Raw genomic sequence first — 22,754 nt, forward strand, 5'->3', positions numbered from 1 at the left:
TCCGTTGACGACAGATGGCAAGGTGGATTTCACAATCGACGCGAACAGGCAACAGCAAGAGGGTGAAGATACGCCAGAACCGGCTGCTGTCGGGCTGCGCCGCGCGATCCGGCGGGCGCGACGGGTGGGGCTGTGGACACTGGTTGCAACGGGGCTGACCAGCGTTATCGCCGGTATCGCTGTGCTGTTGCTGATCGGCCAGACCTTGCATGCGCCCGACTGGCTGCGCGGGCGGATCGAGAAGAGGATCGAACAGGAATTGGGCGGTTTGCAGGTCGGTTTCGGCGACCTGTCATTTGTGGTCAACAAAGGCTGGCGGCCGCGCCTGCATCTGCGCGACGTTACATTGGCCGCGCCGGACGGACGGCATATCGCGCGGTTGGCCGATGCCGAAGCGAGCTTGGCAATGCGCCCATTGTTGCGGGGGCGAGTCGAGCCGCGCAATGTGCTGCTCTCGGGGCTTTTCGCCACTTTGCGCCGAGACGCCGATGGCGGTTTCGCATTGTTGCTGGGCAGCGAGGACGCTCCGTTCAAATCCGCCGCCAGCCTGCCGCAGCTTTTGGCCCATTGGACAGAAACGTTGGCACAACCGCAATTTCAGGTGCTGGCCTCGTTCGATATCAGGGCCCTGACTCTGCGATATGAGGATGCGCTTCAGGGGCGGGTCTGGACGTTGGATGGCGGGCAAATAGAACTGGCGCGCGATGGCAACGACCTGCGCGCCAGCAGCAGCTTTGCGTTATTGAGCGGCGGCGATTATGCCAGTGTGGTCGAGGCTGATTACTCCACAGGCATCGGCGATCTGGCGGCCAAATTCGGCGTCTCTGTGCGCGACATTCATGCCAGTGACATTGCCGCGCAGAGCGTGGCGCTTGGGTGGCTGGATGTGCTACGCGCGCCGATCTCGGGCGGGTTGCGCGGCTCGGTGGATGAGCAGGGATTGCTCGGGCCGCTGTCCGCGACGCTGGCGATTGGGGCAGGTGTATTGCAACCAACCGATCAGACCAGCCCGATCCCGTTTTCCAGTGCCCGCAGCGATTTCACCTATGTGCCTGACCAGCAAGTGTTGATTTTCGACGTACTGTCGGTGGCCAGTGAATGGGGCAAAGGCAGTGCCAAGGGGCGGGCCTATCTCGATGGAATCGAGGGCGGGCGGCTGAGCGGGTTAACCGGGCAGTTCACCTTTGGTGCGCTCGATCTCAATCCAGCCGGGCTTTATTCTGAACCGATCCAACTCAAGGGGGCCGCTGCCGATTTTCGGCTGGATCTCGCCCCGTTTCACCTGACACTGGGCCAGATGCACGTGGCGGATGCCCATACAAAGGTGCATCTGTCGGGGGCGTTTTCAGCGCAACAGGGGGGCTGGCAACTGGCGGTGGATGGCCAGGTGGACCAACTGACACCCGAACGGCTGGTCGAGCTTTGGCCTGCAACAGTGGTGCATAAGCCACGTAAATGGCTGGCGGAAAATCTATCGGATGGGCGGCTGGACGACATCAACATCGCTTTGCGTCTCCAGCCCGGTGAAAAGCCAAATATCTACGTTGATTTCGACTTTTCCGGCGGAACTGTGCGGTTCGCCAAGACCATGCCGCCGATCGTTGGTGCCGCCGGACAGGCCATGCTGATGGATCATCGGCTGGTTGTAACGGCCAACGAAGGTCAGGTGACGCCGGAGCAGGGCGGGCCGCTGGATATCGCGGGTACTTCATTCATCATCCCCGACACCACGATCCGCAAAGCAGCGCCGGCGAGTGTGGATCTCAGGGCTACCGGGTCAGTGACTGCGGCGCTGTCATTGCTGAACCGCCCGCCCTTGCAGGTGTTGAAATCAACCGATCTGCCGGTCGATCTTGCCGAAGGACAGGTGCAGTTGACTGGATCAGCGCACATGCCATTGAAAAAGAAAATTCCGATTGAGGAGTTCACATTCGCATTTGATGGCACAATCACCGACGCGCAAAGCTCGGTTCTTGTCCCCGGCCAGACATTGGCCTTTCCAATGATGCAGATAAAAGGCGATCAGGCGGGGCTGACCCTTGGCGGCGCCGGGACAATCGGGCCGGTGCCGGTGAGTGCAACCTGGCACCAGAAGTTGGGAAAAGACTTGGGCGGGCAAAGCCGCATCACTGGGCAGGTCGAAATTTCGCCGCAGACGCTGGCGGCATTCAATATTGGCTTGCCCCCCGGCAGTATCTCGGGGCAGGGCAAGGGCGATTTCAAGCTGAGCTTGCGCAAGGACGAACCGCCAACACTGGATCTGGAATCTGATTTGGCAGGGCTGGCGGTGTCGATACCGCAATTGGGCTGGTCCAAACCGGCGGGGACCAAGGGGACGTTTCAGGTGGCAGCGACGCTGGGGCCGACGGTGCGGGTCGAGCGCCTGCAGTTGCAAGCTGCCGGATTGGCCGCGACCGGTACAGTGGTGACCCGACCGGGTGCCGGGCTGCAGAGTGCGTTGCTTAGCTCGGTGCGGGTTTCTGACTGGCTTGAGGCAAGCGTCGAACTTGTCGGGCGCGGGGCCGGGATGGCGCCCGATATCCGGATCCTGAACGGCACGCTTGACCTGCGGCGCGCTCGGTTCGGACGTGGCAGCGGCGCGGAGGGCGGGCAAATCGAGGCGGCGCTTGATCGGGTGCAGATCAATGACACCATTGCATTGACCGGGTTTCAGGGCCGATTTCAAAGCGCCGCGGGGATGAGGGGCAGTTTCACCGCCCGCATCAATGACGGCACCGGGGTTGCGGGGCAGATCGCGCCGCAATCGGGGCGCAGCGCGGTCCGGCTGCAATCTCAGGATGCTGGCGGGGTGATCCGTTCTGCCGGGCTGCTCACACAGGTGCAGGGCGGTCGGTTCGACATGACCCTGACGCCGACCGGCGATTTCGGCCAGTTTGACGGGGTGGTAGGGATGACGGATATACGCGTCACCGATGCGCCGGCGATTGCGGCCTTGCTGGACGCCATCAGCGTGGTTGGTTTGCTGGACGAGTTGTCGGGCCGGGGGATTTATTTTTCGGAGGTGGACGCGAAATTCCGTTTGACGCCATCGCGGTTGACGCTGTTTTCCTCGAGCGCGGTCGGACCGTCCATGGGCCTGTCAATGGATGGCACCTATGACATCGCGCGCAAACTGTTTGATATGCGCGGGGTGATTTCGCCGGTCTATATGCTCAACAGCATTGGCAGCTTTCTGACCCGCAAGGGCGAGGGTGTCTTCGGGTTCAATTATACCCTCAGCGGAGGTGCAGCCGCGCCGCGGGTGCAGGTCAACCCGCTGTCGGCGCTGATGCCGGGCATGTTGCGCAACATATTTCGCAGTTCACCGCCCCCCGTTGATAAGGCCGCGCCGCTGCCATCGCAGCGCCGCGAGCGGCGTGATCCCAGCAAGGGTCGGGGTGGCGGGCGTTAGGGTGTGATCGGTTTTTCTTACAACGTCGGATCGTGTAAAGTGAACGGAATCCGGCAAATCAAGTTGCGAATGTCTGCGTCACGGGCCTATAGCAGCTGCCATGAAGCTGAGCGATTTCGATTTCGACCTACCTGATAAACTGATTGCCACACGTCCGGTGGTTCCACGCTCATCCGCACGACTGCTGGTGGCCGAAGGTGACACGATCACCAATGCAAGGGTGCATGATTTGCCAGCCTGGCTGCGCCCCGGCGACCGGCTGGTCCTGAATGACACCCAAGTAATTCCCGCGCGTCTGAGCGGGCAGCGCTGGCGCGACAGCCCGCAGGGGCACACCGCAGCGCGCATCGAAGTTACGCTGCTGGAGCCGCGTGCGGATGGCCAATGGGCCGCACTGGTCAAGCCGCTGAGAAAGCTGCGGGTCGGTGAGGTCATCGCATTCAGCGCCGGGCTGTCTGCGACGCTAATGGATGTTAACGAAGGGCAGGGCGTGCTGGCGTTCAACCTTGCGGGGGCTGATTTTGACGCGGCATTGGCGCAGGCGGGCGCGATGCCGTTGCCGCCCTATATCGCTGCCCGTCGCCCGGCCGATGCGCGTGACAAGACCGATTACCAGACCGTGTTCGCCCGCCATCCCGGCGCGGTCGCGGCGCCCACGGCCTCGTTGCATTTTGACGCACCGCTGTTGGAGGCGGTGCGCGCGCGCGGGGTCGAGTTTTCCCACGTAACGCTGCATGTGGGCGCGGGCACCTTCCTGCCGGTCAAGGTCGAGGATGTGACGCGCCATCGCATGCATGGCGAATGGGGCCGGGTCAGCGCGCAGACGGCGGCCGAAATCGCCGCCACGCGCAAGGCCGGGGGCCGGGTGATACCGGTCGGCACGACGGCGCTGCGTCTGATTGAAACGGCCGCGCGCGGCGGCGAGATCGCCGCGTGGGAGGGTGAAACCGACATCTTCATTTATCCCGGTTTTGAATTTGCCGTGACCGATGCGCTGATGACCAATTTCCACTTGCCCCGATCAACCCTGATGATGCTGGTGTCGGCACTGATGGGGCGCGAGCGGATCGCTGCAATTTACGATCATGCGATCAAAGGGGACTATCGGTTTTTTTCCTACGGTGACGCCTCGCTTTTGATCCCGCCAGCGGGTAAAACACGTTAAGGTCGTGAAAAGACCGGGTTCTGTCGCGGGCGTGGGCGACCCGGCCACGGGCGGACGCCTAAGTCGGATTTATGATCACGCTGACATCAAAGGGGGGCAAACCAATGCTGCAAGTTCTGTCGAGCGCTTGGGCGCTGCTTCTGGGAATGGGGCTTTTGATGGTCGGCAACGGCCTGCAAGGCACCTTGTTGGGGGTGCGCGGCGAAATCGAAGGCTTTACGACGCTGGAAATGTCGTTCGTGATGTCGGCTTATTTTGTGGGTTTTCTCGGTGGGTCGCGGCTGGCACCCGAGATGATCCGCCGCGTCGGCCATGTGCGTGTATTCGCAGCGCTGGCCTCATTCATTTCGGCGGTGATGATCCTGTACCCGGCTTTTACCGATCCTATCGCTTGGTCGCTGGGCCGGGTGATCATCGGGTTCTGTTTTTCGGGCGTTTATGTGACCGCGGAAAGCTGGTTGAATAACGCCGCCGATAACCAGAACCGCGGCCAGGCGCTGTCTCTCTACATGATGGTGCAGATGGTCGGCATCGTCAGCGCGCAGGGAGTGCTGTTGATTGGTGATCCCTCTGGTTACGAAACCTTTGTCATTGCGTCGGTTTTGATTTCGGTGTCCTTCGGGCCGATCCTATTATCGATCAGCCCGACGCCCGCCTTTGAGACGACCAAACCGATGACCCTGAAAAGGCTTTACCGAACGTCGCCCTTGGGAATCGTCGGCATGTTCTTGCTGGGGGGTGTGTTCGCGGCTTTGTTTGGCATGAGCGCGGTCTATGGTGCCAAGGTCGGTCTCACTCTGGTGCAGATTTCGATTTTTGTCGCCACCTTCTATATCGGCGCTACGGTGATTCAGTATCCGCTGGGCTGGCTATCCGACCGGATGGATCGTCGCGCGCTGATCATGGTAGTGGCCGGGATCGGCGGTGTGGGGTCGCTGATCGGGATGATGTTGGGCGGGCATTACGGGATGCTGCTGCTTTCAGCCTTTCTGATCGGCGGACTAAGCAATCCACTCTATTCGCTGTTGATCGCCTATACGAATGACTATCTGGAACATGAAGACATGGCCGCCGCTTCCGGTGGACTAATTTTCGTCAATGGGTTGGGTGCGATCGCCGGGCCGCTGATCACCGGCTGGCTGATGGGCGATGGTGTCATCGGGCCGTCGGGGTTCTTTCTCTATATCGCGGTGTTGCTGTTTGCCCTCGCTCTTTATGCGGCCTGGCGCGCCACGCAACGTCCGTCGGTGCCCATCTCGGAAACCGGCCACATGGCGCAGGTTTATCCGGCAGCGACACAGATCGCACTGGAGCTTGCGCAGGAGGTCGCCATCGAAGCCGAGCTAGAGGACGAGGAGCTGGAGGCACCCGCCTGAGGAGTTCGTTATTTCACCGATGTTGTAATTTGTGATTGTATCTGCTGAGCATTCCGTCCCACAGTTAAAAGACGGCGGGCGGTGAGCAGCGGAGCATGACCCATGGTTGGTCCCGAAGACGTTTTGAGGTTCTGGCTGGAGGAGGCCGGCGAAAGTCGCTGGTACGAGCAGAACGCAGCATTCGATCGTGAGGTTCGCGACCGGTTCGAAACCCTTTGGTGGGAAGCGCATAACGAGCTGAGAGGCGACTGGATGATTGATGCTCGCGGGAAGCTGGCTTTCATCATCGTGACCGACCAGTTTCCGCGCAATATGTTTCGCGGATCGGGCCAAGCCTTTGCCACCGACCGTCTGGCCTTGGCTGCGGCCAAACTTGCCATCGCCAAGGGGTGGGATCGGCAGATCGGAGAACCCGAACGCCAGTTCTTTTATATGCCGCTGATGCACTCCGAGAACCTCAGCGATCAGGACCGCTGCGTGCGGCTTATCTTCGACCGGATGCCCAAGACCGGATCCAGCAATATGTTGCACGCCCGCGCCCATCGCGAGGTCATCCGCGAGTTTGGCCGCTTCCCTTATCGCAACGAAGCGCTGGGCCGCGCCACCACACGAGAAGAGGCGGAATACCTCCGCGCCGGAGGCTATGGGACGACAGTGAAAAAGTTAAAACAGATCGCCTGACCCGGCTTGGTCTCACGGCGTTGCTGCAGGCGCTAAACTGGTTTAATGGTGAACGAGTTTCGTTGAACATTACTCTAGGGACATAACAACATGGCAAGCAAATCCTACGACCTGATCGTGATCGGGGCCGGTCCAGGCGGCTATGTCGCGGCAATCCGTGCCGCGCAATTGGGGATGAGCGTCGCCATAATCGAGCGGGAGAATCTGGGCGGGATTTGTCTGAATTGGGGCTGCATCCCGACCAAGGCAATGTTGCGCAGTGCCGAAGTATTCCACCTGATCGAACGGGCAGGCGAATTCGGCCTGAAAGCCGACAAGCCAGGTTATGATCTGGACAGCGTCGTCAAACGCTCGCGCAAGGTCGCGGGGCAATTGTCGGGCGGCATCGGCCATCTGATGAAAAAGAACAAGATCACGGTTTTCATGGGCGAAGCGACCATTCCCGCCAAGGGGAAGGTCAGGGTCAAGACCGAGAAGGGCAACGAGGATCTGGAGGCGAAGAGTATCGTCTTGGCCACCGGAGCGCGCGCGCGTGAATTGCCCGGCCTCGAGGCCGACGGCGATCTGGTCTGGACCTACCGCCACGCGCTGCAACCCAAGCGGATGCCGAAAAAACTTTTGGTGATCGGCTCAGGCGCGATCGGGATCGAATTCGCCAGTTTCTACAACACATTGGGGGCTGACACCACCGTGGTCGAAGTGATGGACCGCATCCTGCCGGTTGAAGATGCCGAGATTTCCGCCTTCGCCAAGAAACAGTTCGTCAAGCAAGGCATGACGATCATGGAAAAGGCCAGCGTCAAGAAGCTCGACCGCGCCAAGGGCCGGGTCAAGGCCCATATCGAAAGCGGTGGCAAGACCCAGCAACAGGATTTTGATACGGTGATTTCCGCCGTCGGCATCGTCGGCAACGTCGAGGGGCTGGGGCTGGAAGAACTGGGCGTCAAGATCGATCGCACTCATGTGCTGACCGACGAATATTGCCGCACCGGGGTCGATGGTATTTATGCCATCGGCGATGTCGCCGGGGCACCGTGGCTGGCGCATAAGGCCAGCCACGAGGGCGTTATGGTCGCCGAGCTGATTGCAGGGCAGAATCCGCATCCGGTGAAGCCCGAAAGTATCGCCGGCTGCACCTATTGCCAGCCGCAAGTGGCATCGGTGGGCCATACCGAGGCACAGGCCAAGGAACTGGGCTATGACGTCAAGGTTGGCCGCTTCCCGTTCATCGGCAACGGCAAGGCCATCGCGCTGGGCGAGACCGAAGGCATGGTCAAGACCGTGTTCGACGCCAAAACCGGCGAATTGCTGGGCGCGCATATGGTCGGGGCCGAAGTAACGGAACTGATCCAAGGCTATATCGTCGGGCGCACGCTGGAAACCACTGAGGAAGACCTGATGAACACCGTCTTCCCGCATCCGACCCTGTCCGAGATGATGCATGAATCGGTGCTTGATGCTTATGGGCGTGTCATTCACATGTAAGCGTTTCAGGCCCTTTCGCGCAGATAGTCGCGCAACACCTCGGCGTTGCTGTGTTTTTCGTCTTTGGCCCCGAAAACCAATGTGACGCGGCCCTTCCTCACATGATGCAGCAGAGCGTTCACCGCATCGGTCTGCTGGTCCAGTTCTTTGCGGTAACGATCCTGAAACGCGTCCCATTTGTCGGGGTCGTGGTCGAACCATTTGCGCAGATCATTGCTGGGCGCGAGGTCCTTGTTCCACTCGTCCAGTTGCAGATCTGCTTTGGCGACACCGCGCGGCCACAGCCGATCGATCAGTATCCGATAGCCGTCGTCTGGGTTGGGCTGGTCATAGGCGCGTTGCGTTCTTATATCCATCGCTGCATCCTCCTGTCCGCTGATGATCTAGGTCCGGGCCGCAAAGCGGCAATCCGCATGTTCCGGTTGCGTTCCATGTTTCGGGTTGGAGACTCGGGCGATAGGCATTATCTGTAAACCCTGCATTCTCGGGGGCATCATGGCCGAGCTGAAAAATATCGAAGTGCGCGGCGCGCGCGAGCATAATCTGAAGAACATCGACGTGGACATTCCGCGCGATGAACTGGTGGTCATCACTGGCCTGTCGGGCTCGGGCAAATCATCGCTCGCCTTTGACACGATCTATGCCGAAGGGCAGCGGCGTTATGTTGAATCCCTCTCGGCCTATGCGCGCCAATTCCTCGACATGATGGAAAAGCCGGATGTGGACCATATCAGTGGCCTGTCCCCGGCAATTTCTATCGAACAGAAGACGACCAGCAAGAACCCCCGCTCGACCGTCGGCACGGTGACGGAAATCTACGACTATATGCGGTTACTTTTTGCCCGCGCCGGTACGCCTTATTCGCCAGCCACCGGCCTGCCGATCGAGGCGCAGCAAGTGCAGGACATGGTCGATGCGGTGATGGCGATGGAAGAGGGCACGCGCGGCTATCTGCTGGCCCCGATCGTGCGCGACCGCAAAGGCGAATACCGCAAGGAGATACTGGACCTGCGCAAGCAGGGCTTTCAGCGGGTGAAGGTGGACGGTGAGTTCTACGAATTGGACGAACCGCCCACGCTTGACAAGAATTACCGCCACGAGATCGACGTGGTGGTGGACCGCATCGTGGTCCGCGAGGGGCTGGAAACCCGGCTGGCTGATAGTTTCCGCACCGCGTTGGATCTGGCGGACGGCATTGCCATCCTTGAAACGGCCCCGCGCGAGGGCGAGGGTGAGCGGATCACGTTTTCCGAGAATTTCGCCTGTCCGGTCAGCGGTTTCACTATCCCCGAGATCGAGCCGCGGCTGTTTTCCTTCAACGCACCGCTTGGGGCCTGCCCGGATTGCGACGGGCTGGGGGTCGAGCTGTTTTTCGACGAGCGCCTTGTCGTGCCCGATGCCGCGCTGAAGATCTATGACGGGGCCATCGCGCCGTGGCGCAAGGGCAAGTCGCCGTACTTCCTGCAGACCATCGAGTCGATCGCGCGGCATTACGAATTCGACCGCAAGACCCCCTGGAAAGATCTGCCAGCCTATGTGCAGCAAGTATTCCTCTACGGCTCGGGCGACGAGGAAATCCAGTTCCGCTATGATGAAGGCGGGCGGGTTTATCAGGTGACGCGGGAGTTTGAGGGCGTCATTCCCAACATGGAACGCCGCTATCGCGAGACCGACAGCGCCTGGGTGCGCGAGGAGTTCGAGCGCTATCAAAACAGCCGCCCTTGCCAGACTTGCGAGGGCTATCGTCTGCGCCCCGAAGCGCTGGCGGTCAAGATCGGCGGGCTCCATATCGGGCAGATCGTGCAGATGTCGATCAAGGAGGCCTATGATTGGTGCCACACCGTGCCCGAGCAGTTGAGCGTTCAGAAGAACGAGATCGCACGGGCCATCCTGAAAGAGATTCGCGAACGTATCGGATTTCTGAATAATGTGGGTTTAGAGTACCTTACGCTATCTCGTTCAAGTGGTACATTAAGTGGTGGCGAAAGCCAGCGCATTCGTTTGGCCAGCCAGATCGGATCGGGTTTGACTGGCGTGCTTTATGTCTTGGACGAGCCCAGCATCGGGCTGCATCAGCGCGACAATGATCGGCTGTTGCAGACGCTCAAGAACCTGCGCGATCAAGGCAATACGGTGATTGTCGTCGAACATGACGAGGAGGCAATCCGCGCTGCCGATCACGTGTTTGATATCGGCCCCGGAGCCGGTGTGCATGGCGGGCAGGTGGTGGCACATGGCACGCCGCAAGAAATCGCTGCCGACCCGAACAGTATCACTGGCCAATACCTTGCCGGAACACGCGAGATCCCGATTCCGGCAACCCGCCGAAAGGGCAAGAAAAAGTCTCTGAAGGTGGTCAAGGCCAGCGGCAACAACCTCAAGAATATGACCGCCGAATTTCCGCTGGGCAAATTTGTCTGCGTGACCGGGGTTTCCGGCGGCGGTAAATCGACCCTGACCATTGAAACCCTGTTCAAGACGGCCTCGATGCGCCTGAACGGGGCGCGTCAGACACCGGCACCCTGCGAGACGATCAAGGGGTTGGAACATCTCGACAAGGTGATCGACATCGACCAACGTCCCATCGGCCGCACGCCGCGCTCCAATCCGGCGACCTATACCGGTGCGTTCACCCCGATCCGCGACTGGTTCGCCGGGCTGCCCGAGGCCAAGGCACGTGGGTACAAGCCGGGGCGGTTCAGCTTTAACGTCAAGGGCGGGCGCTGTGAGGCGTGCAAAGGCGACGGCCTCATCAAGATCGAAATGCACTTCCTTCCCGACGTCTATGTGGAATGCGAGACCTGTAAAGGCGCCCGTTACAATCGTGAAACGCTGGAAATCCGGTTCAAAGGAAAAAGCATCGCGGATGTTCTCGACATGACGGTCGAGGAAGCGCAAGAGTTTTTCAAGGCGGTGCCGTCGATCCGCGACAAGATGGATGCGCTGGCCCGTGTCGGACTTGGCTATATCAAGGTCGGCCAGCAGGCGACGACCCTTTCGGGGGGCGAGGCGCAGCGGGTGAAGCTGTCGAAAGAGTTGAGCAAACGGTCCACCGGTCGCACACTTTATATCCTTGATGAACCGACCACGGGGCTGCATTTCGAGGATGTGAAGAAGCTTCTGGAAGTACTGCATGAACTGGTGGAGCAGGGCAATTCGGTGGTGGTGATTGAGCATAATCTTGATGTCGTCAAGACCGCCGACCATATCATTGATATTGGTCCCGAAGGCGGTGATGGTGGCGGGCAGATCGTCGCCACGGGCACGCCGGAGCAGGTGGCCGAGATATCGGAAAGCTATACCGGTCGCTATCTGAAAGCGATGCTGGCGGCGCGGACAGTCGCTGCGGAATAAAGCGGCTCAGTCGGAGTCGGACCGCACCCGCTTTTTCCGAGCAATGCTGTCGTCGGCGTCGCCCAGAAAATGCCCGATCCGGTTCAAGCCCTTAATTTCATCGCAAATGGTCTTGGCCATGATCAGGATCGGCACCGCCACCACCATGCCAACGACCGACCAGATATAGGCGAAAAAGGCGACGACGAGAAACAGGATCGGCGTGTTCAGCCGCATTCGCCGTGACACCAGCATCGGGGTCAGCAGTTGCCCCTCAATCGAGGTCAGGGCCATATAGGTTGCGAAGACGCCGACAGCGCTCCAAAACTCGCCGAAGGTCACGAAGGCGACAAAACCGGCAATGGTTGCGCCCAGCACTGCGCCGAGAAACGGAATGAAGTTCAGCACGAATCCCATCAGCCCGATGGCAATCGCGTTCGGCATGCCCCATGCCACCATTGCCGCGCCAATAAAAACGCCGAGTCCGGCGTTGATCACCGCGATGCTGCCCAGATAGCGGCCAAGGCGATCCTCGATATGGTGAACCACCTGCACGGCGCGGCGTTTGTCGCTGAGCGTTTCCATGCTTTCGACGAGCCGCTGGATGAAGAAATCTCCTGATGCGATCAGGAAAAACGTCATGAAAATTGCAAATACGATCTGGCTGACCAGTTGCGGGGCCAGTGACATGATAGTCAGCGTCGCCGACGACCCTTCGACCACCTCGACCTCCATCGCGGTCTTGTCGCCGCTGCCTTCAACAGCGTCATCAACGGCTTTGGCTGCCTCGCTGACCGCCGAAAGCGGACCACCCGGCCCGGATAACTTGAACTGGACCTCGCGCATCAGGCGGGGCAGGTTCTGGACGAAATTGGTGACCGGCTCGGCAAACCAGATCACGGCGACGACAAAAAGCACGAACAGGAACGAGGTGAATAACCCGGCGATGACAAGATCCGGCAGGCCCAGACGGCGTAGCCAGCGGCGGGGGCGATTGAACACCAGATAGGCCAGAATCGCGGCGGTGAGGGGGATCAGAAAATTCGCCCCCCAAAGCAGGATTTGCACCAGCAAAATGATAAAAATACCCATAATGGGTGCGTACAGACGCTCGGATGCGTTCACTTTAAGATGTCCCCCGAAAACCGGCCGACGGCATTGGAACAACGCCGTCGCGTAGGCTCCGGTTCCGGTAGTTAATCCGAGCGGGGTTCCGATCCGCGCCCACGCTTTTCAAACCGGGGCAGCATGGCGCTGAAATCTCGGCCCTTTCCATCTTCGTTCTCGACGAATTGAGCATATAGCCGTTGCGCCAGTTTGCCGATTGGCGTATCGGCGTCGACGCTTTCGGCGGCGTGCTGTGCGAGGCGTAAATCTTTCAGCATCAGCTCAGCGGCGAAACCGGGCTGATAGCCGTTATCGGCAGGGCTTTGCGGGCCGATCCCCGGTGCCGGGCAATAGGCGTTCATCGACCAAGAATACCCCGATGAGGTGCTGACCACGTCGAACATTTTTTGCCGGTCCAGCCCCAGCTTGTCGGCCAGTGCGAAGGCTTCACATGTGACGATCATCGTGGCGCCAAGGATCATATTGTTGCAAATCTTCGCGGCTTGTCCGGCCCCAGAGCCACCGCAATGCACGGCCTTTTGGCCCATGATATCGAAAAGGGGTTCCACCTTGGCAAATCCCGCCTCCGAACCGCCCGCCATGAAAGTCAGCGTGCCTGCCGAGGCGCCAACGGTCCCGCCGGAAACCGGCGCGTCCACAGCCAGCAACCCGGCTTGTTCCGCCTGCTGTGCCACCTCACGGGCGCTGTCCAAATCGACGGTCGAGCAATCCAGAAAGACCGCGCTCTTGTCCATCACCGGGATGATCTCGGCAGCGACATCGCGCATGATTGTTCCGTTGGGCAGCATGGTGATCACGACCTCGGCACCTCTCGCTGCTGCGGCGGCGCATTCAGCGATGTCGACGCCTTCGACGGTGACTTCAAGCGTGTCAAATCCGCTCACATCATGGCCGGCATTGACCAGATTGGCGGCCATGGGGGCGCCCATATTGCCCAGTCCAATGAACCCGATTTTCATGATGGTGCCCCTTCCGCTGTGGTGAATGTTAATTCGTTCTGCCCCAAAGGCTCTAGCATCGCCGCGACCGCTGCACCGGGCAGGTTCATATCTTGATGTTGCCATAAGGGCTGGCGGTCCTTGTCGATGATCGCGGCGCGGATGCCCTCAAGGAAGTCACCCTGTTCCATCGCCCGCCACGTAAAGCGGTATTCCTGTGCCAGCGCCGCGCGTATCGTCGGGCCTTGGGCGCGCAATTGCCGGATCAATGCCAGCGTACAGGCCATAGATAGCGGCGAGTTTCGCACCATCGCAGTATAAGCCTTGTGCGCCAGATCGCTCGGCTCGGTTCGCAGGGCGGCGGAGATTTCGGGAAGGGATTCACCACGGAATAACCGGTCGATTGACGCGCGCTGCTCGCGCAATGTGCCAGGCGGCGGCGGCTGCGCACTGGGGGCAAGGCATGCAGGGTCACCGCTGCGTTCCAGTTCGGCGATCAGTGCGGGCCAGACGCCACGAGGGATCAGCAGATCGGCGAAACCCGCCAGAATAGCATCATCTGGCCCCATCCGCGCGCCAGTCAGACCCAGATATTCGCCAATGCATCCCGGTGCGCGCGCCAGCAACAGCGTTCCACCCACGTCAGGGATCAATCCGATGCCCGCTTCGGGCATGGCCATGCGGGTCTCGGTATCGACGATCCGGTATGTGCCGTGACAACCAAGACCGACGCCGCCGCCCATGACGAAACCGTGCATGAAACTGACGATGGGCTTGGGGTATTCCGCAATCGCGGCGTTCATGCGGTATTCGTCGCGCCAGAAGCGCTGGCCATAGTCGAAATCGCCGGTGCTGCCGGTCCGATACATCTGCGCGATGTCGCCTCCGGCACAAAAGGCGCGGTCGCCTGCGCCATCCAGTACCACCAGATCGACGCCACTATCCGCGCGCCAAGTTTCCAGCGCGGCGTGAATCGCAAGACACATCTCATAGGTCAGCGCGTTCAAAGCCTCGGGGCGGGTCAGGGTGATACGCCCCGCGCGCCCGGACTTACGGATGTCGATATCGGCCATCTTGCTCCCTCTCAGTTTTCGGCGAGCAATGCGCGTGCCACGATCACGCGCATGATTTCGTTCGTGCCTTCCAGAATCTGGTGCACGCGCAGGTCGCGGACAAGTTTTTCGATGCCGTAATCGGCCAGATAGCCGTAACCCCCATGCAGTTGCAGGCACTGATCGACGACTTTCGATCCGGTATCGGTCACAAATCGCTTGGCCATGGCGCAGAATTTGGTGGCGTCGGGGGCTTGCATATCCAGCTTCCACGCCGCCTGCCGCAGGAAAATACGCGCGGCCTGCAACTCGGTTTCCATATCCGCCAAGCGAAATTGTAGCGCCTGAAACTGGTCGATGCTTTGGCCGAATGCCTTGCGCTCGCGCATATATTGCAGCGTCTGATCCAGAGCCGCTTGCGCGCCGCCGATCGAACAGGCCGAGATGTTCAGCCGCCCGCCATCCAGCCCCGCCATGGCGTATTTGAACCCAAGGCCTTCTTGCCCGATCAAATTCTCTGCCGCTACGTGGCAATTGTCGAACTGCACTTGTGTGGTTGGCTGGCTGCGCCAACCCATCTTGTGTTCAGGCGTGCCGAAAGACAGCCCCGGTGTGCCATCCTCGACATAGAGGGTGGAAATTCCCGCAGGTCCGGCCCCACCGGTGCGCACCATGCAAAGATAGGCGTCGGAATATCCCCCGCCCGAGATGAATGCCTTGGTGCCGTTCAGCACATAGCTGTCATTGCTGCGCTCGGCACGGGTTGCCAGGGCGGCCGCATCGCTGCCCGAGCCGGGTTCGGTCAGGCAATAGGACAGCACCGTGTTCATGCTCAGAACATCGGGCAGGACGCGGGATTTCAACTCGGCGCTGGCGAAACTGTCCAGCATCCGCGCGCACATGTTGTGGATCGACAAGAAGGCCGCGACCGAGGGACAGGCCATTGCCAGCGCCTCGAAAACCAGGGTTGCATCAAGCCGACTTAGCCCGGTGCCGCCTGATGCTTCGGAAACGTACAGACCGCCGAAGCCCAATTCACCGACCTTGGGCCAAAGCGCTTTCGGGATTGTGCCCTCTTCTTCCCATTTTCGGGCGTGAGGGGCGATTTCGTCGCGGCCGAATGCGCGGGCCATGTCGAATATTGCTGTCTGTTCCGCGCCGAGAGAAAAATCCATTTGCGTGTCCTTTCGGCTGCCAATCTACACCGCTGCATGATTGCCAACCACTGCAACACGTTTGCAGGATTGGCGCAACAGAGGTGCAGCCAAATGGGCGGGCCTGCCAGAAGCAGATTATCGCCCATTTGGCACAGGAAAAGACGCAGGATTAGGGACTCGGACCGATCAGATGACGCGCACCTGCGTGCCCACCGCAGTCAACTCGAACAGTTGTTTTATGTGTGGGTTATACAGGCCGATGCAGCCCGAACTGCTTTGCCGTCCGATCTTGCGGGTGTCATGGGTGCCGTGGATCAGATAGGCGGGCCATGTGAAATACATGGCATGGGTACCAAGTGGGTTGCCCGGTCCCGGCGGCATGAATTTGGGCAGGCTGGGATCGCGCTCGCGCATGTTGGCGGTGGGAGTCCAGCTTGGACCGACCTTTTTGCGCACGATCTCGGTATAGCCGCGTTTGGTCATTTCTTCGCTCATCGGTACGGAAGAAGGAAACAGGCGGTAAGTTGTGTCGTCTGCCCCCCAGTAATGCACGGCGCGGCTGGTCGTATCACAAAGGATTGCACCTTTGCCCAGGCTGTCAAAGTGATCGCGCCAGTCCTGTTGAACAAAAGACGACTGATTGCGGCGTACTGGCACCTGATCGCGGATCACCGGCTCTTGCGCGGGAAAGGCTTCGTCCACGGGCATGGGGATATCTTCGGCACGGAGAATTGCGGGGGTGAATAATGCGGCGCCGGTCAGCATAAGAGCGTTGCGGCGGGAAAATTTGGTATCAGACATGGAGCGGCTGTCCTCTCATACTCATGTTATTATGTTGAATAATATGGTGCGCCGCGCGGGTTTTAAAGAGGCACGCTGCCGTCTCGCGCGGATTTGAAGTGGGGCCGTCGGAGGGGCAGCAGAATATTGCTGAGGACACCCCGGCCTTGGTCCATTGGCCGGGGTCGCGTGATTGATATGCTTACGGCGTTACAATCACTCCATGACGGGAATGCTGAAATCGCCGCCTTCCTTGATGCCGCTGGGCCAGCGGGCAGTCACGGTTTTGGTCTTGCTATAAAACTTGAACGCGTCTGGCCCATGCTGGTTCAAATCGCCAAAACCCGATTTTTTCCAGCCGCCGAAGCTGTGATAGGCGAGGGGGACCGGAATCGGAAAGTTGATGCCAACCATGCCGACATTCACACGGTCGGCAAAATCGCGCGCTGCGTCACCGTCGCGGGTGAAAATCGCTACCCCGTTGCCATATTCGTGATCAGTGGCCATCGCCAGTGCTTCTTCGTAGTTCTGTGCGCGCACTGTGGTCAGGACCGGGCCGAAGATCTCGGTCTTGTAGATGTCCATATCGGTGGTGGCATGGTCGAACAGGTGCGGGCCGACGAAAAAGCCGTTCTCATAGCCCTGAAGCTTGAAGTCGCGCCCATCCACCAGCAGTTTTGCGCCTTGATCGATGCCGGTCTGCACCAGCCGCGCGATGTTTTCCTTGGCGGCGGCAGTCACAACGGGGCCGTAATCCACGTCCTCACCCCCAGTATAGGGGCCGACTTTCAGACTTTCGACACGCGGCACCAGCTTTTCCATCAGGCGGTCGGCGGTCTCGTCACCCACTGGCACCGCGACCGATATCGCCATGCAGCGCTCGCCCGCAGCCCCGTAACCCGCGCCGACCAGCGCATCGGCGGCCTGATCGAGATCGGCATCGGGCATGATGATCATGTGGTTCTTGGCACCGCCAAAGCATTGCACGCGTTTGCCGTTCTCGCAGCCGCGTGCATAGATATATTGCGCGATCGGGGTCGAGCCGACAAAGCCGATGGCTTGAATCGTCTCATTGTCGAGAATCGCATCCACCGCATCCTTGTCGCCATTGACCACCTGAAGGACGCCATCGGGCAGGCCGGCCTCGGTCATCAGTTCGGCCAGCATCAGCGGCACTGATGGGTCGCGCTCGGACGGTTTAAGGATAACCGCATTGCCGCAGGCCAGCGCCGGGCCGATCTTCCACATCGGGATCATCGCCGGAAAATTGAACGGCGTGATGCCCGCGACCACGCCCAGCGGCTGGCGCATGGAATAGATGTCGATGCCGCGGCTGGCGCTGTTGGAATATTCGCCTTTCAGCAAATGTGGTGCGCCGATGCAGAATTCCACGACTTCAAGCCCGCGCTGTACGTCGCCCTTGGCGTCAGGAAGGGTCTTGCCATGTTCGCGGCTCAGCGCCTCGGCCAGCTTGTCCATGTCGCGGTTGACCAATCGAACGAACTCCATCAGCACACGGGCACGGCGCTGCGGGTTGATCGCGGCCCAGACTTGCTGCGCCTCGGCTGCGGAGGCGATGGCGCGGTTCAGTTCCTCGGAGGTCGCCAGCGGCACTTTGGCCTGCACCTCGCCGGTGGCGGGGTTGTAAACATCGGCAAAGCGCTCCGATGTGCCCTTGATATGTTTGCCGTCGATATAGTGGGTCAGTTCCTGCATGAAACCCTCCTGTCAAACTGGATAGGCCCAAGCATAAACTTGCAAAAATTGGGCAAACAGGCGCAAGATTTCAAAAGGGTTTTGCATTTTCGCAAGGGGGGCAGCGATGGATCCGCATTGGGACGATCTGAAGGTCTTTCTCGCCGTGGCGCGCGCGGAAAGCCTGTCGGGCGCGGGGCGAGTGTTAAAGCTTGACCCAGCGACCGTGGGGCGGCGGATTGCGCGGCTGGAAAATGCGCTGGCGGTATCGGTTTTCGTGAAATCACCCCAAGGCTATGCACTGAGTGCGGCCGGTGAGCGGTTGTTGTCCCATATCGAATCAGCCGAACAGTCGGTGCGTGCGGCAACCGATGCGCTGGCCGGACCAAGCGAGAGTTTATCAGGCGCGATTCGGATCGGTGCGCCGGATGGCTGCGCCAATTACGCGCTGCCGCAGGTCTGCGCTGCCATTGCGGCAGAAAATCCGGATCTTGATATCCAGATCGTCGCGCAGCCCCGCGTGGTCAACCTGTCACGGCGCGAGGCCGATATGGCGATCACGGTCAGCCCACCAACTGCAGGGCGGCTGCTGGTGCACAAGATCACCGATTATCATTTGAATCTGGTCGCCGCGCAGAGCTATTTGCGCGCCCGCCCGCCGATCAAGACGCTGGACGATCTGCGCGGGCATCGAATGATCGGCTATATCCCGGACATGATTTTCGACGCTGAGCTGGACTATCTGGCCGATCTCGGGGTCGAACGCGTGCCGCTGGCGTCGAACTCTGTGCCGGTGCAATTGAACTTGGCGGCGCAGGGTGCCGGGTTGTGCGTGGCGCATGCGTTCGCGCTGCCCAGCCACCCGCAATTGCGCAAGCTGCTGGCGGATCAGATCACACTAACACGCGCATTTTATCTGGTGCGCCACCAAGGCGATCAGCGCAGCGCGCGGCTGAACCGATTTGCCGATGCGATCAGCGGCGGGCTGCGGAACGAAGTGATGCAACTGGAGCGGCTGACTTGACTTTCCACCTTGTTGCGGTGACCATCTTTCTGGCGAAAGAATATTGCGGAGGCGCCAACCATGCTGATCCAACAGATACTCAAAACGAAGGCCCTCAAAGGGGTGGTGACCATTAAGCCCGACGCCACCGTTTCAGAAGCGGCGGGGCGACTGACCGAACATCGTATCGGATCGATCGTGGTGTCTGAGGATGGGAGTTCTGTGCTTGGCATCTTGTCCGAGCGTGACATTGTGCGCGAATTGGCCAAATCCGGCGGGGGGTGCCTGACTTACCCGGTGCGCGACTATATGACGACCCAGGTCCAGACCTGCACCATTCAGAGCAAGGCGCAGGAACTGATGGCGCGCATGACGCAGGGGCGGTTTCGTCACATGCCAGTGGTCGATGGCGACAAGATGATTGGCATTGTCAGTATCGGCGACGTAGTCAAGGCTCAACTGTCTGAGCTATCGATGGAAAAAGAGGCATTGACCAGCATGATAATGGGACATTGATGACGCCAGCGTGACGCAAACGCCGCTGGGCCGATAAATTCCGGGATCATGACTTGATCGCTGGGGGCGCTTGTGTTTGCTTGTGACGCATTATCCGATACCCAAGGAAAACGTAATGCGCATCGGCCTTTATCCCGGAACATTCGACCCCATAACACTGGGGCACATCGATATTATCCGACGTGCTGCCATTTTGGTGGATCGGCTGGTGATCGGCGTGGCCATCAACCGCGATAAGGGACCGCTGTTTTCGCTCGAAGAGCGTGTTGCCATGATTGAGGCCGAATGCGCCAAATTGACCGAACAGACCGGCAGCGAGATCGTCGCGCATCCGTTCGAGAACCTGTTGATCGACTGCGCCAATGATGTCGGGGCGCAGGTCATTCTGCGCGGCCTCCGCGCAGTGGCAGATTTCGAATATGAATACCAGATGGTTGGCATGAACCGGATGCTGGATAACAATATCGAAACCGTGTTCCTGATGGCCGATGCCAAGCATCAAGCGATTGCCAGCAAACTGGTCAAGGAAATCGCACGGCTGGACGGCGACGTGAGCAAATTCGTGACACCTGCCGTGAACGACGCGCTACTTGAACGGCTGGGGAAACGTTAGCGCCAGAATGCCAACCATTCGATCAAATCGAATATGCGTTTGCCCAGAAAAACCATGTGTTGCGACCCGAAAAGGATCAGGTCTGTCGCTGCAAGGGCAGTAATCAAGAAACCCAGAACCAGAGCGATGGGATTGGTCATACGGCCCTCATCGGGAAACCAGATCTGCCCGATCGCGCAAACGGGACCGGGCAGGGGAGCAAATCGGCTGATAATCAGCCGTTGAGCCGGCCCATGGCTACCGCAAGATCGGCCATGCGCACCGAAAAGCCCCATTCGTTGTCATACCATGCCAGCACCCGCACCAAGCGGCCATCGACGACGCGGGTCTGGTCGGGGGCGAAAATGCTGCTTTCATCGGTATGATTGAAATCGACCGAAACTTTGGGAACGGGATCATAGGCCATCACCCGCCCCATCGGCCCCTTGACCGCGTCGGCCACGGCGGCATTGATCTCCTCGACCGTGACATCGCGCCCCGCGCGGAAGGTCAGATCAACCGCCGAGACGTTGGGCGTTGGCACCCGGATAGCAGAGCCGTCCAGCCGCCCTTTGAGATTGGGTAGCACCTCGCCCAAGGCCTTGGCGGCACCGGTGCTGGTGGGGATCATCGACATCGCTGCCGCACGGGCGCGATAAAGATCGCTATGGCGGCGGTCGAGCGTGGGCTGGTCTCCGGTATAGGCGTGGATCGTGGTCATGATACCGTGCTCGATCCCGACGGCATCGTCCAGTACTTTGGCCAGTGGGGCCAAACAGTTGGTCGTGCACGACCCGTTCGATACCAACGTGTCGCCCTTTTCCAGCGTGTCGTCATTGACGCCGAACACAATGGTTTTCTGCACATTCTTGGCCGGGGCTGAGATCAGTATCGATCCGGCGCCGCGCTCGAGATGCACATTGGCCTTGTCTCCGTCGTTGAACTGACCGGTGCATTCCAGCACGACGTCACAGCCCGACCAGTCAAGCTCAGCCGGATCATAGGTCGAAAACATTTCGATTTCGCCCCGGCCCAGATCGAGCGTACCTTCACCGACCTTGATCTCGCCGGGAAAGCGGCCATGGACGCTGTCGTAACGCAGCAAATGCGCCGCCGTTTCCAGCGGTCCGGTGGCGTTAGCTTTGACCACGCGAATATCGTCGCGCCCGCTTTGCGCGATATGGGACAGGGTGCATCGGCCGATACGGCCAAATCCGTTGATTCCGACATTGATGGTCATGGTCACTTTCTCCGCTGAACCGGGTTTACGCTGCATATAACCGCACCCGCCCTATATAAAAAGGGAGGAAACGTCGTATTATGAGCCTGTTAGCGCAAACCCGACGCGGTTGCGCTGAAGCTCAGGCACGACAAGGTGCAAAAACCGTTTCCACTTTTGCAGATGCGCTCTAGATTTTGTGAGAGCCGTGCAAGAAAGGACGCCCGATGAGCGGATTGCTAGCCTTGCTGGATGACGTTGCGGGCATCGCCAAGGTGGCGGCGGCCTCGGTTGATGATGTGGCAGGGCAGGCTGCCAAGGCCGGGTCCAAGGCGGCAGGGGCAGTGATCGATGACGCGGCCGTGACGCCGAAATACCTGCATGGTTTCGCGCCGGCGCGCGAATTGCCAATCGTCTGGCGCATTGCCAAAGGCTCGTTCAAGAACAAGCTGATTTATTTGCTGCCGGTTGCGCTGCTTCTGTCATCCTTCGCACCATGGGCGATTGCGCCGCTATTGATGCTGGGCGGCGCCTATCTGTGTTTCGAGGGGGCGGAGAAAATCGCGCATTCGATGTTCCCCCAGTCCCACGACAAGCAGGAAGCCCAGAGGGAGCCGCAAGATCCAGCGCATCTTGAGGAAGAAAAGGCCTCAGGCGCGATCAAGACCGATTTTATTCTGTCCGCCGAGATCATGACCATCGCGCTGTCCGAGATTCCCCACAGTACGGTCTGGATGGACGCGGCGACGCTGGCGGTGGTCGGTATCGGCATCACGGTGGTGGTCTATGGCAGTGTCGCCCTGATCGTGAAGGCCGATGACATGGGGTTGTTGATGGCCGAGCAGGGACGGTTTTCGCTGACACGGCAGGTCGGACGCGGCGTGGTCAAGGCAATGCCGGGCCTGTTGAAGCTGCTGACGATCGTGGGCACCGCGGCGATGCTCTGGGTTGGCGGATCGATCATCGTGCACGGGCTGGAACAGATGGGGTTCGGCTGGCTGGGCCATCAGATCCACGATCTGGCGGCGGCTTTGGCTAAGGGCATCTCGGCGCAGTTGCACGGCTTGGTGCAGTGGCTCAGCACAGCGGCAATGGATGGGCTGCTAGGCGTGGTACTGGGATTTGCGCTGATCCCGCTTGCCAAGGGCGTGATCACGCCGATCTGGCAGAAGATGGTTGCGGTCTTTCCATGATGAAAGGCGGGATCAGCCCGCCTTTCATC

The 22,754-nt window shown here is 59.9% G+C and carries 19 protein-coding genes; 10 read left to right on the forward strand and 9 right to left on the reverse strand.

Annotated features, from left to right (window positions below; all coding sequences use genetic code 11):
• The first annotated feature begins 22 nt into the window (after positions 1-22).
• The 5 genes from JAO82_RS14415 to lpdA all read left to right on the forward strand — a co-directional run bounded on the left by JAO82_RS14415 (position 23) and on the right by lpdA (position 8,119).
• Entirely contained in the window at positions 23-3,412 is a 3,390-nt protein-coding gene (locus JAO82_RS14415) for a YhdP family protein (protein ID WP_198684995.1), read from the forward strand.
• A gap of 100 nt (positions 3,413-3,512) precedes the next feature.
• On the forward strand, positions 3,513-4,577 hold the full coding sequence (queA, locus tag JAO82_RS03675; RefSeq protein ID WP_198684996.1) for a tRNA preQ1(34) S-adenosylmethionine ribosyltransferase-isomerase QueA: 1,065 nt from the start codon (positions 3,513-3,515) through the stop codon (positions 4,575-4,577).
• Between the two features lie 104 nt (positions 4,578-4,681).
• The gene (locus tag JAO82_RS03680; RefSeq protein WP_198684997.1) at positions 4,682-5,953 is read left to right on the forward strand and encodes an MFS transporter; all 1,272 of its coding nucleotides are present in this window, start codon (positions 4,682-4,684) and stop codon (positions 5,951-5,953) included.
• 102 nt (positions 5,954-6,055) lie between these two features.
• Positions 6,056-6,634 carry a DUF924 family protein gene (locus tag JAO82_RS03685; protein ID WP_198684998.1) on the forward strand — a complete coding sequence of 193 codons (579 nt, stop codon included), beginning with the start codon at positions 6,056-6,058 and terminating at the stop codon, positions 6,632-6,634.
• A gap of 90 nt (positions 6,635-6,724) precedes the next feature.
• Positions 6,725-8,119 carry a dihydrolipoyl dehydrogenase gene (gene lpdA, locus JAO82_RS03690; protein WP_198684999.1) on the forward strand — a complete coding sequence of 465 codons (1,395 nt, stop codon included), beginning with the start codon at positions 6,725-6,727 and terminating at the stop codon, positions 8,117-8,119.
• Between the two features lie 5 nt (positions 8,120-8,124).
• Here lpdA and JAO82_RS03695 read toward each other — a convergent pair whose 3' ends face one another.
• Positions 8,125-8,475, reverse strand: a complete 351-nt coding sequence (locus tag JAO82_RS03695; RefSeq protein WP_198685000.1) for a DUF488 domain-containing protein — start codon at positions 8,473-8,475, stop codon at positions 8,125-8,127.
• Between the two features lie 139 nt (positions 8,476-8,614).
• Between JAO82_RS03695 and uvrA the strand changes: the two genes are divergently transcribed.
• The gene (gene uvrA, locus JAO82_RS03700) at positions 8,615-11,473 is read left to right on the forward strand and encodes an excinuclease ABC subunit UvrA (RefSeq protein ID WP_198685001.1); all 2,859 of its coding nucleotides are present in this window, start codon (positions 8,615-8,617) and stop codon (positions 11,471-11,473) included.
• A 6-nt stretch (positions 11,474-11,479) separates the two neighbouring features.
• Here uvrA and JAO82_RS03705 read toward each other — a convergent pair whose 3' ends face one another.
• The 6 genes from JAO82_RS03705 to JAO82_RS03730 form a co-directional block, all read right to left on the reverse strand.
• Positions 11,480-12,544, reverse strand: a complete 1,065-nt coding sequence (locus tag JAO82_RS03705; protein WP_198685002.1) for an AI-2E family transporter — start codon at positions 12,542-12,544, stop codon at positions 11,480-11,482.
• A gap of 104 nt (positions 12,545-12,648) precedes the next feature.
• The gene (mmsB, locus tag JAO82_RS03710; RefSeq protein WP_198685003.1) at positions 12,649-13,539 is read right to left on the reverse strand and encodes a 3-hydroxyisobutyrate dehydrogenase; all 891 of its coding nucleotides are present in this window, start codon (positions 13,537-13,539) and stop codon (positions 12,649-12,651) included.
• Complete coding sequence (locus tag JAO82_RS03715; protein ID WP_198685004.1) at positions 13,536-14,591, reverse strand: 3-hydroxyisobutyryl-CoA hydrolase; 1,056 nt, start codon at positions 14,589-14,591, stop codon at positions 13,536-13,538. The genes mmsB and JAO82_RS03715 overlap by 4 nt, the downstream gene beginning before the upstream one ends.
• 11 nt (positions 14,592-14,602) lie before the next feature.
• A complete protein-coding gene (locus tag JAO82_RS03720; RefSeq protein WP_198685005.1) occupies positions 14,603-15,745 on the reverse strand; it encodes an acyl-CoA dehydrogenase family protein in 1,143 nt (380 codons plus the stop codon).
• 168 nt (positions 15,746-15,913) lie between these two features.
• Complete coding sequence (locus tag JAO82_RS03725) at positions 15,914-16,528, reverse strand: L,D-transpeptidase (protein ID WP_198685006.1); 615 nt, start codon at positions 16,526-16,528, stop codon at positions 15,914-15,916.
• A gap of 195 nt (positions 16,529-16,723) precedes the next feature.
• Positions 16,724-18,223 (reverse strand): CoA-acylating methylmalonate-semialdehyde dehydrogenase, encoded by a 1,500-nt coding sequence (locus JAO82_RS03730; RefSeq protein WP_198685007.1) that lies wholly within the window; start codon positions 18,221-18,223, stop codon positions 16,724-16,726.
• Between the two features lie 106 nt (positions 18,224-18,329).
• Between JAO82_RS03730 and JAO82_RS03735 the strand changes: the two genes are divergently transcribed.
• The 3 genes from JAO82_RS03735 (at position 18,330) to coaD (ending at position 20,334) form a co-directional block, all read left to right on the forward strand.
• Positions 18,330-19,226, forward strand: coding sequence for a LysR family transcriptional regulator (locus tag JAO82_RS03735; RefSeq protein WP_198685008.1), 897 nt, complete (start codon positions 18,330-18,332; stop codon positions 19,224-19,226).
• Between the two features lie 60 nt (positions 19,227-19,286).
• A complete protein-coding gene (locus JAO82_RS03740; protein WP_198685009.1) occupies positions 19,287-19,721 on the forward strand; it encodes a CBS domain-containing protein in 435 nt (144 codons plus the stop codon).
• A gap of 115 nt (positions 19,722-19,836) precedes the next feature.
• Complete coding sequence (gene coaD, locus JAO82_RS03745; RefSeq protein WP_198685010.1) at positions 19,837-20,334, forward strand: pantetheine-phosphate adenylyltransferase; 498 nt, start codon at positions 19,837-19,839, stop codon at positions 20,332-20,334.
• Here the strand turns inward: coaD and JAO82_RS03750 are convergent.
• Both JAO82_RS03750 and gap read right to left on the reverse strand, forming a co-directional pair.
• Entirely contained in the window at positions 20,331-20,474 is a 144-nt protein-coding gene (locus tag JAO82_RS03750; RefSeq protein WP_198685011.1) for a hypothetical protein, read from the reverse strand. The genes coaD and JAO82_RS03750 overlap by 4 nt on opposite strands.
• A gap of 74 nt (positions 20,475-20,548) precedes the next feature.
• Positions 20,549-21,553 (reverse strand): type I glyceraldehyde-3-phosphate dehydrogenase, encoded by a 1,005-nt coding sequence (gene gap, locus JAO82_RS03755; protein ID WP_198685012.1) that lies wholly within the window; start codon positions 21,551-21,553, stop codon positions 20,549-20,551.
• Between the two features lie 206 nt (positions 21,554-21,759).
• Here gap and JAO82_RS03760 point away from each other — a divergent pair, with 206 nt between their 5' ends.
• A complete protein-coding gene (locus tag JAO82_RS03760; protein ID WP_198685013.1) occupies positions 21,760-22,725 on the forward strand; it encodes a DUF808 domain-containing protein in 966 nt (321 codons plus the stop codon).
• The last annotated feature ends 29 nt before the right edge of the window (positions 22,726-22,754 follow it).

It is taken from the genome of Pontibaca salina, assembly GCF_016307205.1.
GTDB lineage: Bacteria > Pseudomonadota > Alphaproteobacteria > Rhodobacterales > Rhodobacteraceae > Pontibaca > Pontibaca salina.

Bases quoted from the DNA above. Each gene is read 5' to 3' on its own strand.
- queA (WP_198684996.1), top strand. From the start codon at position 3,513: ATGAAGCTGAGCGATTTCGATTTCGACCTACCTGATAAACTGATTGCC.
- JAO82_RS03680 (WP_198684997.1), top strand. From the start codon at position 4,682: ATGCTGCAAGTTCTGTCGAGCGCTTGGGCGCTGCTTCTGGGAATGGGG.
- JAO82_RS03685 (WP_198684998.1), top strand. From the start codon at position 6,056: ATGGTTGGTCCCGAAGACGTTTTGAGGTTCTGGCTGGAGGAGGCCGGC.
- lpdA (WP_198684999.1), top strand. From the start codon at position 6,725: ATGGCAAGCAAATCCTACGACCTGATCGTGATCGGGGCCGGTCCAGGC.
- JAO82_RS03695 (WP_198685000.1), bottom strand. From the start codon at position 8,475: ATGGATATAAGAACGCAACGCGCCTATGACCAGCCCAACCCAGACGAC.
- uvrA (WP_198685001.1), top strand. From the start codon at position 8,615: ATGGCCGAGCTGAAAAATATCGAAGTGCGCGGCGCGCGCGAGCATAAT.
- JAO82_RS03705 (WP_198685002.1), bottom strand. From the start codon at position 12,544: ATGGGTATTTTTATCATTTTGCTGGTGCAAATCCTGCTTTGGGGGGCG.
- mmsB (WP_198685003.1), bottom strand. From the start codon at position 13,539: ATGAAAATCGGGTTCATTGGACTGGGCAATATGGGCGCCCCCATGGCC.
- JAO82_RS03715 (WP_198685004.1), bottom strand. From the start codon at position 14,591: ATGGCCGATATCGACATCCGTAAGTCCGGGCGCGCGGGGCGTATCACC.
- JAO82_RS03720 (WP_198685005.1), bottom strand. From the start codon at position 15,745: ATGGATTTTTCTCTCGGCGCGGAACAGACAGCAATATTCGACATGGCC.
- JAO82_RS03725 (WP_198685006.1), bottom strand. From the start codon at position 16,528: ATGTCTGATACCAAATTTTCCCGCCGCAACGCTCTTATGCTGACCGGC.
- JAO82_RS03730 (WP_198685007.1), bottom strand. From the start codon at position 18,223: ATGCAGGAACTGACCCACTATATCGACGGCAAACATATCAAGGGCACA.
- JAO82_RS03735 (WP_198685008.1), top strand. From the start codon at position 18,330: ATGGATCCGCATTGGGACGATCTGAAGGTCTTTCTCGCCGTGGCGCGC.
- JAO82_RS03740 (WP_198685009.1), top strand. From the start codon at position 19,287: ATGCTGATCCAACAGATACTCAAAACGAAGGCCCTCAAAGGGGTGGTG.
- coaD (WP_198685010.1), top strand. From the start codon at position 19,837: ATGCGCATCGGCCTTTATCCCGGAACATTCGACCCCATAACACTGGGG.
- JAO82_RS03750 (WP_198685011.1), bottom strand. From the start codon at position 20,474: ATGACCAATCCCATCGCTCTGGTTCTGGGTTTCTTGATTACTGCCCTT.
- gap (WP_198685012.1), bottom strand. From the start codon at position 21,553: ATGACCATCAATGTCGGAATCAACGGATTTGGCCGTATCGGCCGATGC.
- JAO82_RS03760 (WP_198685013.1), top strand. From the start codon at position 21,760: ATGAGCGGATTGCTAGCCTTGCTGGATGACGTTGCGGGCATCGCCAAG.